Here is a 17,535-nt window from a genome sequence, read left to right on the forward strand (position 1 = left end):
AGTCAATTTTATGTATAATATATTGTCAATTGTCTCCTATTCTGGAGTAGGTAAAACTACATTGATTGAAGGTATAATAAAAGAACTAAATAAAGAAGGGTATAATGTTGGAGTGATTAAACATACATGTCATGATTTTGACATGGATGAAGAAGGTAAAGATACTTATAAACATAGAAAATCTGGTGCTAAAAAGGTATGTATAATATCAGATAAGAGAGTAGCGTATATTGAAGAACTAAAAGAGAAGAATCCATTATATGAAATGATTCAGTTATATAGAGATATGGATTTAATTATTATAGAAGGATATAAAAATTATAGGTTCAAAAGGTTGGAGATAACTAGAAAGAATAAATATAAGGATATTTTATCAAATAAGTCTGATTTAATAGGTATTGTTAGTGATATAGAATACGATTTGAATATTAAACAATTTGATTTAAATGACTATAAAAATATATCAAATTACATAGAGTATTGTATAAAAAATGAGATTTTAAGTATAAATGATACTGAAATAAAAAACATATTAAAAGAATAATTTTAAGATACTCTTTTGATATAAAATGGTATAATTATTTATATAAATAAAGATATGAGAAATTTATCAATCGTATTTTGAATTATAAAATATCAAAGAAATCGTAGGAGGAAAAAATATGAAAAAAATATTAGTAGCATGTGGGGCAGGAATTGCGACATCAACAGTAGTTTGTGATAGGGTAGAAAGATTAATTAAAGAAAACAACATACAAGCAGAAGTTATACAATGTAAAATTGCTGAATGTGCAACAAAACAAGAGGGGGCTGATTTAATAGTGTCTACTACTATATTGCCAACAACTTACGATATACCTGCGATAAAAGCAACAGCATACATAACAGGTATAAATACAGCTGCTTTAGATAAGAAAATATTGGATGCATTGAAGTAGTTTTGTATCTATAAAAAATATTTAGCATTAAATATAGAGTTATATCTTTGTAATAAGTTATTTACAGAGATATGGCTCTTTTATATTGTTTTAAATGTATAATATATGACATAAATATTCAAATTTATGAAAAATATTGATTTATATTGCAAGTTTATAAAAGATTTAAAATTGTTGTTATGTTATACTAATTTATGGGTATTTTTTAGAAGTATCAATGAAGGAGGGGTTTAATACTTATGATAAAACAATTTATAAAATATTATAAGCCGTATAAGAAAATTTTTACACTAGACCTTATAGCAGCTTTTTTATTTTCCTTATGTGATTTAGTTTATCCTATGATAACTAGAAATATAATGGATGACATTGTTCCAAATAAAAATTTAAGAATGTTAGTAGTTTTTGCAGTGGTACTTATTCTTATCTTTATAGCAAAAGCAGGTCTTAACTATTTTATGCAGTATTGGGGGCATGTTATTGGTGTAGATATGCAAGCTGATATGAGAAATGAAGTATTTACACATTTGCAGAGACTTCCAAATACGTATTTTGATAATAACAAATCTGGGGTAACTATGTCTAGAATAGTAAATGACCTAATGGATATAACAGAACTTGCACATCATGGGCCTGAAGATTTATTCATTTCTATAGTAATGTTGGTGGGTTCATTCTTTATACTTATAGATATAAATATTCCTCTTACTCTCATAATATTTGCCATATTACCATTTATAATTTGGTTTGCAATAACTAAAAAAGATAAAATGAATGTTGCTTTTATGAAGAGTAGAGTTACTATAGGTGATGTGAATGCTACCTTAGAAAATAGTATAGCAGGTATGAAAGTAACTAAGTCTTTTTGTACTGAAAAAGAAGAATTAAATAAGTTTGTAAGAAGTAATAAGTTATTTAGAAGAGCAAGACAAGATTCTTATAAAGTAATGGCAGAATACTATTCTGGCATGAACTTATACATGGATATTTTAGAGTGGGTAGTTGTTATAGCTGGTGGTTACTTTACTTATCTTGGAAAAATTACTTTGGGTGATTTTGCTGCCTATATATTATATGTAAAAATGTTTATACAACCTATGAAAAAATTGATAAACTTTACAGAGCAATATCAAAATGGTATGACAGGTTTTAAAAGGTTCATAGAAATAATGGAACAAGACCATCAAAAGGAAGCTAAAAATCCTGTTGAGCTTGAAAATGTAAAAGGTAATATTGAGATAGAAAATATATCTTTTACATACGAAGATAAGACTCAAGTATTAAATAATTTAAGTTTATCTATAAAAGCTGGTAAGACGATAGCATTAGTTGGACCTTCTGGAGGAGGAAAGACTACACTATGTAATCTATTGCCAAGGTTTTATGAATTTGATAAGGGTGATATAAAAATTGATGGAAAGAGTATAAAAGATGTCAGCTTAAAATCATTGAGAAAAAATATAGGTATAGTTCAACAAGATGTGTTTTTATTTACAGGAACGATAAGAGACAATATTCTTTGTGGAAATCCTAATGCTACAGATGAAGAAATGATATCAGCAGCCAAAAAGGCAAGGATACATGATTTTGTAGAGACTTTACCAGACGGATATGACACTTATATAGGTGAAAGAGGAGTAAAATTATCAGGTGGACAAAAACAAAGAATATCAATCTCAAGAATCTTTTTAAAGAATCCTCCAATAATAATATTGGATGAGGCTACATCTGCCTTAGACAATGTAACAGAGAGAGAAATTCAAGAATCCTTAGAAGAACTAAGCAAAGATAGAACAAATTTAGTTGTTGCACATAGATTAACTACTATAAAAAATGCTGATGAAATCATAGTATTGACAGATAAAGGAATTGAAGAAAGAGGTACTCATGAAGAGTTAGTAAACAAAAATGGAGTATATAGTAGATTACACAATAACTAGTATGTAAATTTTATACAATAACTAACATATACACTAAATTTATAAACATAGAATATATTAAGATTCATAAATCAAATTCATTTTAATTAATGAGATGTTTTATGAAAAAATGTATTCTATGTTTTATTTTTTGCAAATTACAATTAATTCTATTTATAAGAATAGTGATAAATAGCCAATAACTAGGATAACGTTTTTTTAAAAAGAATAATTTAGAAAGCTAACTTTAATTTATAGAATTTATGGAATTTTATGAAAAAATTCGAATTTTGTCTTGAAATGTTTTTCAAAAGTAGTAAAATAATGGATAACTATACATACATTGTATACAAATATATTTATTATGAGGGGGGATTTTGTATGGAGGCAATAACAGCTTTTTGTCTAGTTTTAGTATCACTGACGATAGGTGATGTAGTTTCAGCGAAAACTAAAGCTTTTGTTCCATCAGTTTTTGTATCAGCAATTATATTTATAGTAGGATTTTGGACTTTTTTCCCAGAAAATATTGTAGACTTAGCCGCTTTAGGAACACCATTAGCCCAATTGGGAATGCTTTTATTAATAACACATATGGGAACTATGATGAGTATTAAAGAATTGGCAGGGCAATGGAAAACAATCGTAATAGCTTTGGCAGGAATAGTAGGTATATGTGTAGGGGCTTTAGCATTAGGTACAGTAGTATTTGGATGGGATACAGCAGTAATAGCTACACCTCCTCTTACTGGGGGACTAGTTGCATCTATAATGATGGCAGATGCTGCTACAGCAAAAGGTCTTGCAAGTTTGGCAGTACTTGCAATTTTGATGTATGTTGCACAAGGATTTGCAGGTTATCCTATTACAGCACTAATGCTTAAAAAAGAAGGAAAAAGACTTTTATCAGATTTTAGAAGTGGAAAAGTAACTACAAGTAAAGTTGAAGAAAAAACTGAGAATTTACCTGAACAAAAAAGTAGATTTAAGATAATTCCAGATTTACCTGAAAAGTATGATACAACATATATGATAATACTTAGATTAGGATTGGTAGCATGGTTAGCAGTACAATTTACAAATCTTACACATGAAGTTGTATCTAGATATGTTATATGTTTGATATTTGGTGTAATAGCATCAGAACTTGGAATAGTTGATAGAAAACCTCTTAACAAATCTGGTTCATTTGGATGGTTAATGACATCATTGATGGCTTTTATATTTGCAGGATTAGCAAAAGCTACACCAGCAATGCTTGCTGAAATGGCAGTTCCTCTTGTAGGAATCATAATATTTGGTGTAATAGGAATGGGAATATTCTCTATTATAGTAGGTAAGCTTTTAGGTGAAAGTAAAGAAATGTCTTTTTCAGTTTCTCTTACAGCACTTTATGGTTTTCCACCAAACTATATATTAACTGAAGAAGCAGTAAAAGCTTTAGCTGAAACACCAGAAGAAAAAGAGTTTTTAATGGATAAGATGCTTCCAAAGATGCTTGTTGGAGGTTTCACTACAGTTACAATAGCTTCTGTAGTAATAGCAGGTATATTTGTAAATCTAATCTAATATTTAAATGATAATAATAAAAAATATTTTAAATAAGAAGAATATGTACTACTTGGAGGTCTGGAATGGATATTAAAGAAATAACAAAGAATTATAAAGATTATGTGATTAAACTTAGAAGGGAATTTCATGAAAATCCTGAGAAGAGTATGGAAGAAGTTAGAACATCAAAAAGAGTTAAAGAAGAGCTTGATAAAATTGGAGTACCATATGTATCAGCTGGAGGTACAGGTGTAATTGCAACTATAAAAGGAACTAATCCAGGAAAGACTGTAGCACTTAGGGGTGATATGGATGCACTACAAGTTGTTGAATGTACCGATGTAGAATACAAATCAAAAAATGAAGGACTTATGCATGCTTGTGGTCATGATGGTCATACATCAATGCTTTTAGGAGCAGCAAAAGTACTAAATGATATTAAAGATAGTATTAATGGAACTGTAAAATTATTTTTTCAGCCAGGAGAAGAAGTTGGTAAAGGTGCAAGAGCTATGATTAAAGATGGTGCTATGGAAGGTGTAGATAGTGTATTTGGAATACATCTTTGGACAGATGTAGAATCTGGAACTATATCAGTAGAAGAGGGACCAAGAATGGCTTCTGCCGATTTCTTTAAAATCACTGTAAAGGGCAAAGGTGGGCATGGCTCACTTCCTCATCAGGGTGTTGATGCAGTGCTTGCAAGTTCAGCAATAGTTATGAATTTACAATCTATGGTTAGTAGAGAAGTAAGTCCTTTAGAGCCATTAGTTGTAAGTGTTGGAGTTTTAAATTCAGGAACTAGATTTAATGTAATAGCAAGTGAAGCTATATTAGAAGGTACAATAAGACTATTTAATCCAAAACTTAGAGAACAAATTCCTTCAATTTTAGAACGTATAGCAAAATCTACAGCAGGAGCATATAGAGCAGAAGCTGAATTAGAATATGGATATTTAACACCAGCAGTTATAAATGACAAAGAATGCTCAAAGATAGCAACAGATGCAGCAATTAAGTTATTTGGAGAAGAATGTATAACAATGTTTGAAAAAGTAACAGGAGCAGAAGATTTGGCTGAATTTATGAATATTGCACCTGGTGCACTAGCGTTTGTAGGAGCTAGAAACGAATCAAAAGGTGCTTGTTACCCTCATCATCATGGATGTTTTAATATAGACGAGGATGCCTTAGAAATTGGGACTGCTTTATATGTTCAATATGCAGTAGATTTCTTAAATAAATAAATTTAATATACTATAAAGAAAAAGCAGAGACTAAGTTTATATCTCTGCTTTTTTAATGCATATAATTCTTATAAGATTGACTATATAAAAGATATATGATAACATAAAAGAAAATGATAATCAATATCAATTAAAAAGAGGGTGATTTATTTGAATAATGTAGTGTTTGCATTTTTGATAACATTATTGGCAGGTTTGTCTACAGGTATAGGAAGTTGCATAGCATTTTTTGCTAAAAAAACTAATACTAAGTTTCTTTCTATAAGTTTAGGATTTTCTGCTGGTGTTATGATTTATGTGTCTATGATAGAAATTTTTCCTAAAGCACAAGATGCTTTGACAAAGTCTATGGGTGAAAAAATGGGAAGCTGGTCAACTGTAATAGCTTTTTTTGTAGGGATGGCTATTATTGCAATTATTGATAAGTTAATTCCTCAAGAAGAAAATCCACATGAGATAAAGAAAATGGAAAATATAGAAGAACAAAATATCAATAGAAATAAATCTCTTTTGAGAACAGGAGTATTTACAGCAATGGCTATAGCAATTCATAATTTTCCAGAAGGTTTAGCTACATTTATATCGGCTCTTGATGATGTTACAATAGCTATACCGATAGCTATTGCGATTGCTATACACAATATACCTGAGGGTATATCTGTATCTGTACCAGTTTATTATGCTACAGGAGATAAGAAGAAAGCTTTTTATTATTCTTTTTTATCGGGAATGTCTGAACCATTAGGAGCAATTATTGGATATGTGCTTCTTAGAAATTTCTTAAATGATATAACTCTTGGAATTGTATTTGCAATTGTAGGAGGAATCATGGTATTTATATCACTTGATGAGCTATTGCCATCAGCTAGAGAGTATGGTGAGCATCATTTATCTATTTATGGGTTGATTGCAGGTATGGGTGTTATGGCTATTAGCTTATTGTTATTTAAATAAGCCTTTAGATATCTGATTGTAACTTAAAATTAATATCAAAATGATATAATTATTTAAATAGATTTTTAAGATATTTAAAAATATCATTTTGGAGAGTGAGTATTATGAAAAAGAAAATAAAGTTTAAATTTGACTGGTATAGCTCACCTGATAAGATAGAAAAATGGCTAGAAGATATGGAAGCGAATGGATATAATCTGTATAAGATAAATAAATTTGGAGGAATATTTTATTTTCACAAAGGAAGCCCAAGAAAAATAAAATACGCTATTGATTACTACTATGATGCAGAGAATAATTATTTTGATGAACATAAATCAAAAGGTTGGAATCTTATATTTAGGAGTATTGGCAGTTTTATGGGGACATCTTCATGGTATGTATGGTCTAAAGAGTATAAAGATTTGCCTCCTAAACTATATGGTGATTTTGATAAACAAAATAAAGTAAAATCAATTTTGTTTATGAATATATTTATATTCTTTTTGTTAGTGGTAATCTTTATATATTTATTATCTGTTGAAGTAAGTAATTTATATAGTGGTTATGGAGTATCTATAACTGCTATTGTACTACAGATTATGTTATTAGTTTTATATATAGTACAGTTATATAAGAGACTAATGTATTATTTAAGGCTCAAAAAGTTTAAATAAATAGAAGAGGGTACCTTGAAATGATTTTAAAAATATTTTAAGGTACCCTCTTTTATACATAAATACTATCTTTTAATAAGGATAATTTTCATTGTGAAAATGATATATCAAAATAACAGTTGTATAAAATTGAGTATTGATAGAAATAATTTAAAAATGTTATTCTAAAGTATCAGATATAAAAAATTATGCCTGAATGAATTAATTCAAATATTTTAACTGTAGTAATTGGAAATCGTGCAAGGAGGAATTTTATGATTAATATAGCAGTTTGTGAAGATGAAAAAGAAACTCAACTTTTAATAGTAGATTATATTGAGAATATATTAAAAAATATAAGTATAGAATATGAAATACAAAAGTATTTATCTGGCGAAGAGTTGCTTAAAAGCAACTTGAAAGACATAGATATATTATTTCTTGATATAAAGATGGAAAAACTAAATGGAATGGACACTGCAAGGAAGATTAGAGAAGTAGATAATGAAATGGAAATAATATTTATAACGTCTCTGATAGACTATGTACAAGAGGGGTATGAGGTAAGAGCTTATAGATACTTGTTAAAGCCAATAGAGTTAGAAGAATTAAAAAAGCATGTGCTGACTTGTATCAAGGATATTGAAATAAATAGGGATAGTTATATTACAATAAAAAATAAGTCCAATACATACAAGATATATCTAAATGAAATTAAGTATATAGAAGTTCAAAAAAAGGATATGCTAATACACACAATAAATAAGAACTTTGATATAAGATATAGCTTAAGTAAAATAGAAAAAGAATTAAATCTATATAAATTTATAAGATGTCATAAAAGCTTTATAGTCAATTTAAGTTATGTTGAAAATATAAAGCATAATATTGCAATACTGGAAAGTGGGGAGGAAGTTCCTATTAGTAGATATAGATATAAAGAGGTTAAGGAGAAGTTTTTGAAATTTCTTGGTGATACAATATGCTAAATTTTATGACTGAGATGTTATTAATTTTATCTGTATTTACAAAATTTGTTATAATGAAAGATGTATTAACTTACAAACAAGATAATAAAAAAAATGAAAAAATAGCATTTTGTATCTTGTTGTTTCTTATTTATATTTTGGTTCAAATAACTAGATTATTTAATGAAGGTAAGTATTATAATAATATAAATTACTTATTTCCTATTGTAATATTTATCGTTTGGGCAGGTTACTATAATTATTTTTACAAGATGAATTATATTAAGTATTCTATTTTATTTTTTATATTTAGTGTATATTATGAGTGTCTAAATGATGTCATATATAGAATACTATTTTTTGTAATTACAGGGAATGTTATATCATCTAAAGAATATCTATTGGCATCTCATCTAGATTATATAAAAATTAATATATATAGAAATTTAATAATTATACTTATATACATGATATTTAGTTTTTTTAGGAAGCATATAAAATTGATTAGTCAGGATAAGAGAAATTATATATACTTATTATTTGCTTTATTAGTTAATACAATGAATGTATTTGTAAATTATATATTAAAGAAATTAGAACGGTTTGGGTCATTATATTCAGAAGGATACTATTTTTACAATTTTGTAAATCCGAAGTTAGTAGGAGCTAGTAGCATACTTATTATTCTGGTATTCAAGGAAATAATAAAAGAAAATAGATTAAAATCTCAAAATGAATTAATAAAAAATAAGTTAGATATGCAATATGCACATTATTTAGCTATTCAACAATCTCATATGAAAGTTAAGAAGCTTTACCATGATATAAATAATCATATTTATTGTATAGATAATCTTAAAAATAATAGTAAAGAAATGGATGAATATGTGCATAATTTAAAAGATGAAATTAAATCATTTAAATATATTTATAATACAGGAAATATGATATTAGATATTATAATCAATGAAAAGAGTGAAATATGTGAAAAAAAGGGAATTAAATTTACTTGCTGTATAAATTTTTCAAATGTAAATTTTGTGAAACCTATAGATGTGTCAAGTATATTTTCTAATGCTTTAGAGAATGCAATAGAAGCATGTGATAAAATTATAGATGAGAATGTTGATAAATATATTAGGATTAAAGGAACTATAACGAAGTCATTTTTTGTATTTAAGTGTGAAAATAGTAAGGTGAATTCTATTAATTCCAATAAAAGTATATTATTTACAGACAAAGTGGATAAATTTATTCATGGAATAGGGATTCAGAGCATGAAATCCTCTTTACAAAAATATAATGGAGAATTATTATTTGAAAATAATAAGGATAAATTTATACTAAATATATATATACCATTGAATCAAGATACTGACAGTTGGGTCGATTAGATTACTAGTTGGTCCATATATATTGATACAAAAAAATAAGGATGTTATCTTTGTGATAGAAAAAGATAACATCCTTATTTGTGTATTAAGGAATGTATAACTTTACTAGTATAAGTTATAAGCATTGGATAGAAAGGTGGTATGTATTGAACAATGAAAGCTAAAAGAATATTGCAGTTAAATAAGTAATACTTTAAATATGTAAATAGAGTGGAGGTAAGTATAAATGAAGATAAAAATGTATAGAGTGGCTATAGTGGTAGCTTTAAATATCAGTTTAGGACTGATGGTAGGATGTATGCCTACTGTGTCTGACAATAATTCAAATGGCTCAGAGCAAATTAGTGAGGATTCATTAAAAAAACAAATTGAAGATAAAAAAGATGAATCTATTGAATTATTTGATAATTACTCAAAAAAGATGAATGATGTAAAAGGTAGAGAAGAAGTAAAAAAAGATTTATCCCAAAGATTTTCGAAAGCTATAACAAATAGTGGTTATAGTATTACTAATTCAAAAACAGATGGTAGTTTTGTGGTATCTATAAATGGAACAGAGAAAGTACCTGAAAAAAATATCCGAAGTTTATTCTATTCTATGTCTGAAGACGACAAAGAAGGAAAGGTAATAATAGATATTCTCTGTGCTAAAGAATATCCAGAGGAAGATAAGTTGTCTGAGAGTGATAAATATATTAAATTTCTATACAATCTATTTAAGTCATTGACGAATACAGAATTAACAGAGAAAGAATTTTTTTCTATTGTAGAAAAAAACTTTAATGATGGAACAGGTACTGTAGAACTTCCTTATATGAAGGATATGCATATTGAAGTTAACAAAGTTAAAGAGTCTACTAAAGTCTTAAAACTTAGCCTATTATATAAAGTTGATATTTCAAATCATTAGCATATTAGTATAATATAAAAACTTATAACAAGATAGAAATACATTATAAATAAAATATCCCTCTTCTTACATAAATAAATTATTTATGCTTCCATTTTATGTAAAAGGACAGTATAATATAATTAAAGTATGTTATAACATACAAAAGCTAATAGATATTTATCTAAAGGGGGATTTTAAATGAGTCAAACTAATAGAATAGAAGCATTTAGACAAGAATACATTAATTCTAAGCCTATGATATGTTGTGAAAGGGCTAGAATTTTTACAGAATCACATAAAAAAACTGAGGGAGAGGCTATATGTATAAGAAGAGCTAAGGCTTTTTTAGAAACATGTAAGGGGCTTCCTATAAAAATATTTGAAGATGAATTAATTGTGGGAACAGCAGGTAAGTTTAGAAGAACAGGTATATTGACACCAGAATTTTCTTGGCAATGGGTAGATAAAGAAATGGATACTTTTGATGAAAGAACTCAAGACCCATATGTAATATCAAAAGAGCAAATAGAATTTATAAGAAGAGAGATATTTCCATATTGGAAGGGAAAATCTTTGGAAGAAGTTTTTTTAGCAAGAATTCCAGAAGATACAGCTAAGATATTGGTAGATACAGGAATAATAGACAATGATTCTAAGTGGAGACAGGCAGTTGGTGAAGTAACACCAGACTATCAAGATATACTATTTGTAAAAGGATATAAAGGAATCAAAGAGGATGCAGACAAAAAAATAGCAGAACTAGATATATCAATTTCAGAAAATATTGAAAAAATAGATTTTTACAAATCTGTTTCTATAGTTGCAGAGGCTATTATGATATTAGCAAATAGATATTCAAATCTTGCAAAAGAAATGAGTGAATCTGAAACAGATGAAAAGAGAAAAGCAGAACTTATAAAAATAGCAGAAATATGTATGAATGTACCAGCAAATCCTCCAACTAGTTTTTATGAAGCAATACAATTTGTATGGTTTGTACAATTGGGAGGTGTTTTATCAGAAAATCCTCTAGCATTAAATTTAGGTAGATTTGACCAATATATGTACCCTTATTATGAAAATGATGCTAAAGAAGGCAAAATAACTGCATCAGAAGCCCAAGAATTGATAGAAGCTCTTTGGATTAAGTTGTCAGAATGGGTATGGACTATATCAGCAAATACAGCAAATTACTTTGCAGGATATAATCAATTCCAAAATCTTACTGTTGGTGGTAAAAAGAGAAATGGTACTGACGGAACAAATGACATTTCATATATGTGTTTAAAGGCTACAGAAAGTGTAAAAACTCATCAGCCAGGTTTAAGTGTTAGAATAAGTCAAGGAGCACCAGATGATTTCGTTATGGCAGTTGCAAAACTAGTAAAACAAGGTACTGGTTTCCCTGCTATACACAGTGATAGTGCAGGGGCACAAATGTTATTACAAGATGGATATGATGCAGAAGATGCAAGAGACTGGAGTAATTGTGGCTGTGTAGTTCCTCATTTCAGAAAAACAGGGCAATGGACTTCGGCAGTAAATATAAATTTTGCAGCAGCTTTAGAATATGCTATGAATGAAGGTAAAAGTAGGTTAACTGGAGAAGTAATGGGATTAGATATAAAGAATATCGCAGAATTTACTTCTTTTGAAGAAGTTAAAGATGAGTTTTTAAAACAATTAGCATACCTTATCAAAAATTCTGTTATAGGAACTACTGTTGCCCAACAAATTCATAAAGAAATGGTACCGAGACCATTTTTATCTACTTGTGTAGATGGATGTTTAGATAAAGGTGTTGATTTAAGCAAAGGAGGAGCAAAATATAATATAGGGCCTGTATTAACTGGTATAGGGCTAGGAGTGGTTTCAAATTCATTAGCAGCTATAAAAAAATTAGTGTTTGAAGATAAAGTTACGACATTAGAAGAGTTAACAAAAGCACTAAACAATGACTGGGAAGGTTATGAAGATTTAAGAAAACTTGCATTAGATGTTCCTAAGTATGGAAATGACAATGATTATGTAGATTCATTAGCAATTGAAGTTTCTGATTTTTATTATACTGAAACTAGAAAATATAAGGATATATTTGGCTCAAAATTTAATAGTGCATTTATGGGAATATCAAATTATGTACCAACTGGAAAAATTGTAGGTGCAACTCCATGTGGAAGAAAAGCAACAAAACCTTTGACAGAAGGCGTTTCTCCATTCGTTGGAACTGATACAACAAGTCCACTAGCAGCTATGAAATCTGCATCAAAAATAAATCATGATGTTCATACTGGTGGAACACTTTTAAACTTAAGACTGAATCAAGATTTGGTAGAAACAGAAAGAGGACTTAGAAATCTAACATCTATGGTTAAATCATACTTTGCTCTAGGAGGATTCCATGTACAGTTTAATACAATATCAAATGATATTCTATTGAAGGCTCAAGAAAATCCAGAAGAATATAAAGATTTACTAGTGAGAGTTGCTGGATATAGTACTCAATTTGTTAATTTATCAAGAGAAATGCAAGATGCTATAATAGCTAGAAATTCACATAGTAATTTTTAATTAAGAGGTAGATTATGAGTAAAAAAGGTAGAGTTGTAAAAGTGCAACATTTTTCAGTAAATGATGGAGATGGAATAAGGACTACTATATTTTTGGAAGGATGTAAATTAAAATGTAAGTGGTGTTCCAATCCAGATTCATGGAGTAATATAGTCAAGCTAGGTGTTATGAAGGATAAGTGTGTATCTTGCAATAGATGTATAGATGTTTGTCCTCAAAAGATAAGTTCACTATTTGATAGGGCTCAAATAAATAGCAAGTGTGATTTATGTGGAGAATGTGTTAAAGTATGCCTTAAAGATGCTATATGTATAATGACTGAAGAAATGAATGTTGAAGAAATTATAAAGGAAGTTGAAAAAGATTTTATATTCTTCTTTGAATCTAATGGAGGTGTAACTTTTTCTGGAGGAGAGCCAACACTTCAAATTGATTTTTTAAGAGAATTAGTGGATGTTTTTTATAATAAAGGTATAAATATGGCAATTGAAACTTGTGGATACTTTGATTGGAATAAAGTAAATGATGTATTCGAGAAAATAGACCATATTTTTGTAGATATAAAATCAATGGATGATAATATCCACAAAGAATATACAGGAGTAAGTAATAAAATTATATTAGAGAATATATGCAAGCTTTCAAATCTGAATAAATCTATGGTTATAAGAGTACCAATTATTTATGGAGTGAATGATAGTGAAGAAAATATAAGAAATACTGCATTATTTGTAAAACAAAATGTTTCGGGAGGAAAGATGGAATTGCTTCCATATCATAAATTTGGAATTGATAAATATAAGGCATTAGGACTTGAAGATTATATATATGAATTTGATGAAATTTGTAATAATCATATGTTAAAATTAAAAGAGATAGTAGAACTTACAGGAGTAAAAATCATAGAATATAAATAGGCTATCAGGAGGGTTTTAACATGGATAATAAATTTCCTAATGTGGGAGAAAACTTAAGGTTATTGAGACAAGAAATGGGCATGAGTTTAGATAAGGCCTCAAAGATGACAGGAGTTAGTAAAGCAATGCTTGGTCAGATTGAGAGAGGGGAATCGAGTCCAACAGTATCTACCTTATGGAAAATTTCATCTGGATTTAAAATAAATTTTACAACACTATTAAGTGAAAACACAAATACCTATGAAGTTATAAAAAAGGAAGATGTAGAACCTATTATTGAACAGAAAGGTAATATGAAGTTATATCCAATATATCCTTTCAGTCCTCAAAGAAGGTTTGAACTTTTCATAATAGAGCTTGAAGAGAATTGTACTCATGTTTCATCTACGCACAGTCATGTTTTAGAAGAGTACGTACTTGTAATAGAAGGAAAACTTGAACTTAATGTTGATGGGAAAACTTATATTTTAGAGTCTGGACATTCTATTAGATTTGATGGAACTTTAGAGCATATATATAAAAATTTAAATATAGGAAAAACTATATTTCACAATATAGAAGTTTATAGATAATTTTATAGTTATCCTTTTCTGAAATAAATTATAATTTTGGAAAAGGGTGACTTGTTTTTATAATGTCAAAAAAAATTATATATATGTACTAATATTATTGTTTTAAAAAAAACATAAAAGCATTATAATAATATTAATAAAATAGAATAAAGAGGAAGAGAATATGATTATAAAGGTTTTATTAACAGTATTGGTATTAGTACTATTGTATATTCTGTATAAGTATGAAACTCAGCATATAGAAACAACAGAATATACTATTTTTAATGAAAAAATTCCAAAAGAATTTGATGACTTTAAAATAGTTCAAGTAAGTGATTTACATAATAAGGTCTTTGATAAAAAAAATAATAAGGTATTAATGGATAAAATTGATTCCTTAAGTCCAGATGTTATATTTATAACAGGAGATTTAGTTGATGGGGAAAATAAAAATTTTCAAGTTGCATTAGATTTAATCGATAATTTGGTAGAAAAATATGAGGTATATCATATAATTGGAAATCATGAACAAAAATCTTTAATAAAAAAGTACAAGCATCTATATAAAGACTATTTTAAGAAGTTGTACTCAAAGAAAATAATAAATATGGAAAACGAGTATGTAAGAATATATAGAGGAGATAGTCATCTTAATTTATATGGTTTAATTATACCATTGGAATGCTATCCATATTTTTTTGGCAATAATAAAAAGTTAGAATTAAGTGACAATTTTATAGAAGATAATCTAGGTAAGATAAATGAAAATGAGTATAATATGCTTTTAGCTCATACACCTTTTTTCTTTGAAAAATATGCAAAATGGGGAGCAGACTTAATTTTAGCTGGACATGTTCATGGTGGTATAATAAGAATACCTTTTATTGGAGGGGTATTATCTCCAAATAGAGAGTTCTTTCCTAAGTATGACTGGGGAAAATATGAAAAAGATAATAGTACTATGATTTTAAATAAAGGCTTGGGAGGTTCAAAAGTTTTAATTAGACTTAATTGCAAACCAGAAATAGTTAAAATTACATTGAAGTCTAATGAATAAGAATTTGTATATAAACATCAATAACATATAGATAAAATTGATGTTAAATCCAGTTAAACATGTACAATGACCAATTTTGAATAAGTGTTGAATTAATAAAAATAAAGTGTTATTTTTAGCATAGAATATTTAAAATATAGGGGGATTAGAAGAATCATGGGTGATATAAGTAGATTTTATGAATCTGTAAGAAATAAATATCCAAAACTAAAAGATGGAACCAGAGTTCATATGTGGCCAAAGGAAAATCTTATACTTGGCCCAATTTATGATGAAGCAAATGGATATGAAAAAAGTATAGGAAATGTGGATAGCTTAACTTGGAAGCAAATTGTTGTACTGGCAGAATGTGATGGGAAAAATACTACTGAAGATGTAATAAATCTATTATCCAATAAATATAGGAATATGCTTGATATAAAAGAAAATGTCATTGAATTTTTTATGTTTTATGAGAATGTATATTTAACCTTTGAAGACGAAGTACAGACACTATCAAGTGTTTTTGAGATAACAGGAAACAAAGTATATCTTACTCCTTTATATTTTACAATAGAGATAGATGGTAACAACAATACAAGTCAGTATTTTTCTGAAATCACAAGATTATTAAAGTGTATGAATGAAAAAGGTTGTAGATTCATAGAGGTTATTGGTGAGGATATTTTAAAAAATAAAAATATGAGAGAAATATTTCAATATATGTTAGACCACTTTGATTTAGTTGTGGTAACTAAGGAGAGTTTTACTATTGATAGAGGACTTATAAAAGAATTAGATAATTATCGTCATAAAGTAATATGGAAAGTATATTCAAACAATGATAATGCACATGTTAAATTAAAAGAAGATATAAAAATAACTAGTTTGATAAAAAGAGGGCATACAGTAGTAAGAGAAGATAGGGAGAAAGCAATAAAAATAGCAGACATGAGATTTAAGGATACAAAAGAAAGATTTTCAAAGTATGGTGCAGAATGGAGTCATTTATACATTTCTTCTGATGGTAGCGTAAAATCTTATTCACTTCAAAAAGATAAAAGAATCTATTTAGGCAATATATTTAACAATTCAGTTGAAGAGATTTTCTTAGAGATGCAAGATAAGATTGATAAACTAGAGATTGTGTATCAATAAGTATTAAAATTATATTTTATAAGAGCTTTATAGACTGTTTATTTGATTTTGTGTCAATAATTATAATGAGGTGATATAACTTGTTAAAATTATTGGACAAATTTTTTTATGATATTTTACTTAAATGTTGGTTGTTTACGATGTTATGGTTTTTTAGAGAACTTTTTACAAATTTCAAAGGACTAAAAAATTTAAATTTCATAAAATATTTATGTAAAAATCATATAAAATTCATATAGCATATGTATTATATAGAGTATAGAAAGACTAGCTTAAAAAACCATAATATAATACCCTATTGTAATGATAACCCTCCCTCACATCCTCAAATAGAGTTATCATTACAAGAATTAATCCATAAATTTAAAATTTATGGTTTTTTTTTATTTAATTTGTTTTATTATATTAGAATATGATTTATTATAGAATATATACTAAGTAATATAGAATACAGTAATTAAGTTTTTGACATATTTTTAACTATACTAATAAGGAGGAGTATTTATGAATGTAAATAATCACAAGTGCCCAGAGTGTGGTGAACACAGTAAAAAGTTTGAGATAGTAGAGGAAAATGAGGATTGTGTGACATTTGAATGTTACACGTGTGGAACTATATCTATATTGAAGTATTGTGAGAACTGTAAAGAATTTGTATTTGTAAATATTCCAAATAATGTGGAAACATATGAGTATCGTTGTGGAAAATGTAATAATAAGATTTAATATAATAAATATAGGTAATTTCATATACCATTTATACAAATCTCATATAAAATTCATATATAAAATGTATTATAT

The 17,535-nt window shown here is 27.6% G+C and carries 16 protein-coding genes; all 16 read left to right on the forward strand.

What is annotated here, in order from left to right; genetic code table 11:
* The first annotated feature begins 10 nt into the window (after positions 1–10).
* The 16 genes from mobB to ACTG44_RS05845 all read left to right on the forward strand — a co-directional run bounded on the left by mobB (position 11) and on the right by ACTG44_RS05845 (position 17,460).
* On the forward strand, positions 11–544 hold the full coding sequence (mobB, locus tag ACTG44_RS05770) for a molybdopterin-guanine dinucleotide biosynthesis protein B (protein WP_021383818.1): 534 nt from the start codon (positions 11–13) through the stop codon (positions 542–544).
* 118 nt (positions 545–662) lie between these two features.
* Positions 663–938, forward strand: a complete 276-nt coding sequence (locus tag ACTG44_RS05775; protein WP_021383888.1) for a PTS sugar transporter subunit IIB — start codon at positions 663–665, stop codon at positions 936–938.
* A 239-nt stretch (positions 939–1,177) separates the two neighbouring features.
* Positions 1,178–2,878, forward strand: a complete 1,701-nt coding sequence (locus ACTG44_RS05780) for an ABC transporter ATP-binding protein (protein ID WP_021383886.1) — start codon at positions 1,178–1,180, stop codon at positions 2,876–2,878.
* 360 nt (positions 2,879–3,238) lie between these two features.
* Positions 3,239–4,426, forward strand: coding sequence for a membrane protein (locus tag ACTG44_RS05785; RefSeq protein WP_021383912.1), 1,188 nt, complete (start codon positions 3,239–3,241; stop codon positions 4,424–4,426).
* A 65-nt stretch (positions 4,427–4,491) separates the two neighbouring features.
* Positions 4,492–5,655 carry a M20 family metallopeptidase gene (locus ACTG44_RS05790; protein WP_479921452.1) on the forward strand — a complete coding sequence of 388 codons (1,164 nt, stop codon included), beginning with the start codon at positions 4,492–4,494 and terminating at the stop codon, positions 5,653–5,655.
* Between the two features lie 150 nt (positions 5,656–5,805).
* A complete protein-coding gene (gene zupT / locus ACTG44_RS05795) occupies positions 5,806–6,609 on the forward strand; it encodes a zinc transporter ZupT (RefSeq protein ID WP_021383901.1) in 804 nt (267 codons plus the stop codon).
* A gap of 104 nt (positions 6,610–6,713) precedes the next feature.
* Complete coding sequence (locus ACTG44_RS05800; protein WP_479921453.1) at positions 6,714–7,265, forward strand: DUF2812 domain-containing protein; 552 nt, start codon at positions 6,714–6,716, stop codon at positions 7,263–7,265.
* A 254-nt stretch (positions 7,266–7,519) separates the two neighbouring features.
* Positions 7,520–8,233, forward strand: coding sequence for a LytR/AlgR family response regulator transcription factor (locus ACTG44_RS05805; RefSeq protein WP_021383919.1), 714 nt, complete (start codon positions 7,520–7,522; stop codon positions 8,231–8,233).
* Positions 8,227–9,606, forward strand: coding sequence for a GHKL domain-containing protein (locus ACTG44_RS05810; RefSeq protein ID WP_479921454.1), 1,380 nt, complete (start codon positions 8,227–8,229; stop codon positions 9,604–9,606). Before ACTG44_RS05805 ends, ACTG44_RS05810 begins: the two co-directional genes overlap by 7 nt.
* A gap of 226 nt (positions 9,607–9,832) precedes the next feature.
* Positions 9,833–10,516 (forward strand): hypothetical protein, encoded by a 684-nt coding sequence (locus tag ACTG44_RS05815; RefSeq protein ID WP_021383842.1) that lies wholly within the window; start codon positions 9,833–9,835, stop codon positions 10,514–10,516.
* Between the two features lie 180 nt (positions 10,517–10,696).
* On the forward strand, positions 10,697–13,069 hold the full coding sequence (locus ACTG44_RS05820; protein ID WP_021383903.1) for a glycyl radical protein: 2,373 nt from the start codon (positions 10,697–10,699) through the stop codon (positions 13,067–13,069).
* Between the two features lie 14 nt (positions 13,070–13,083).
* A complete protein-coding gene (locus ACTG44_RS05825) occupies positions 13,084–13,986 on the forward strand; it encodes a glycyl-radical enzyme activating protein (protein WP_479920002.1) in 903 nt (300 codons plus the stop codon).
* Between the two features lie 20 nt (positions 13,987–14,006).
* On the forward strand, positions 14,007–14,558 hold the full coding sequence (locus ACTG44_RS05830; protein ID WP_021383825.1) for a helix-turn-helix domain-containing protein: 552 nt from the start codon (positions 14,007–14,009) through the stop codon (positions 14,556–14,558).
* 163 nt (positions 14,559–14,721) lie between these two features.
* Complete coding sequence (locus ACTG44_RS05835) at positions 14,722–15,597, forward strand: metallophosphoesterase (RefSeq protein WP_021383831.1); 876 nt, start codon at positions 14,722–14,724, stop codon at positions 15,595–15,597.
* 156 nt (positions 15,598–15,753) lie between these two features.
* Positions 15,754–16,734 (forward strand): SPASM domain-containing protein, encoded by a 981-nt coding sequence (locus ACTG44_RS05840; protein WP_021383897.1) that lies wholly within the window; start codon positions 15,754–15,756, stop codon positions 16,732–16,734.
* A 504-nt stretch (positions 16,735–17,238) separates the two neighbouring features.
* Positions 17,239–17,460: a hypothetical protein gene (locus ACTG44_RS05845; RefSeq protein WP_021383887.1), complete on the forward strand. Its 222-nt coding sequence runs from the start codon at positions 17,239–17,241 to the stop codon at positions 17,458–17,460.
* Positions 17,461–17,535 lie beyond the last annotated feature (75 nt).

Source organism: Clostridioides sp. LIBA-2809, from assembly GCF_056688965.1.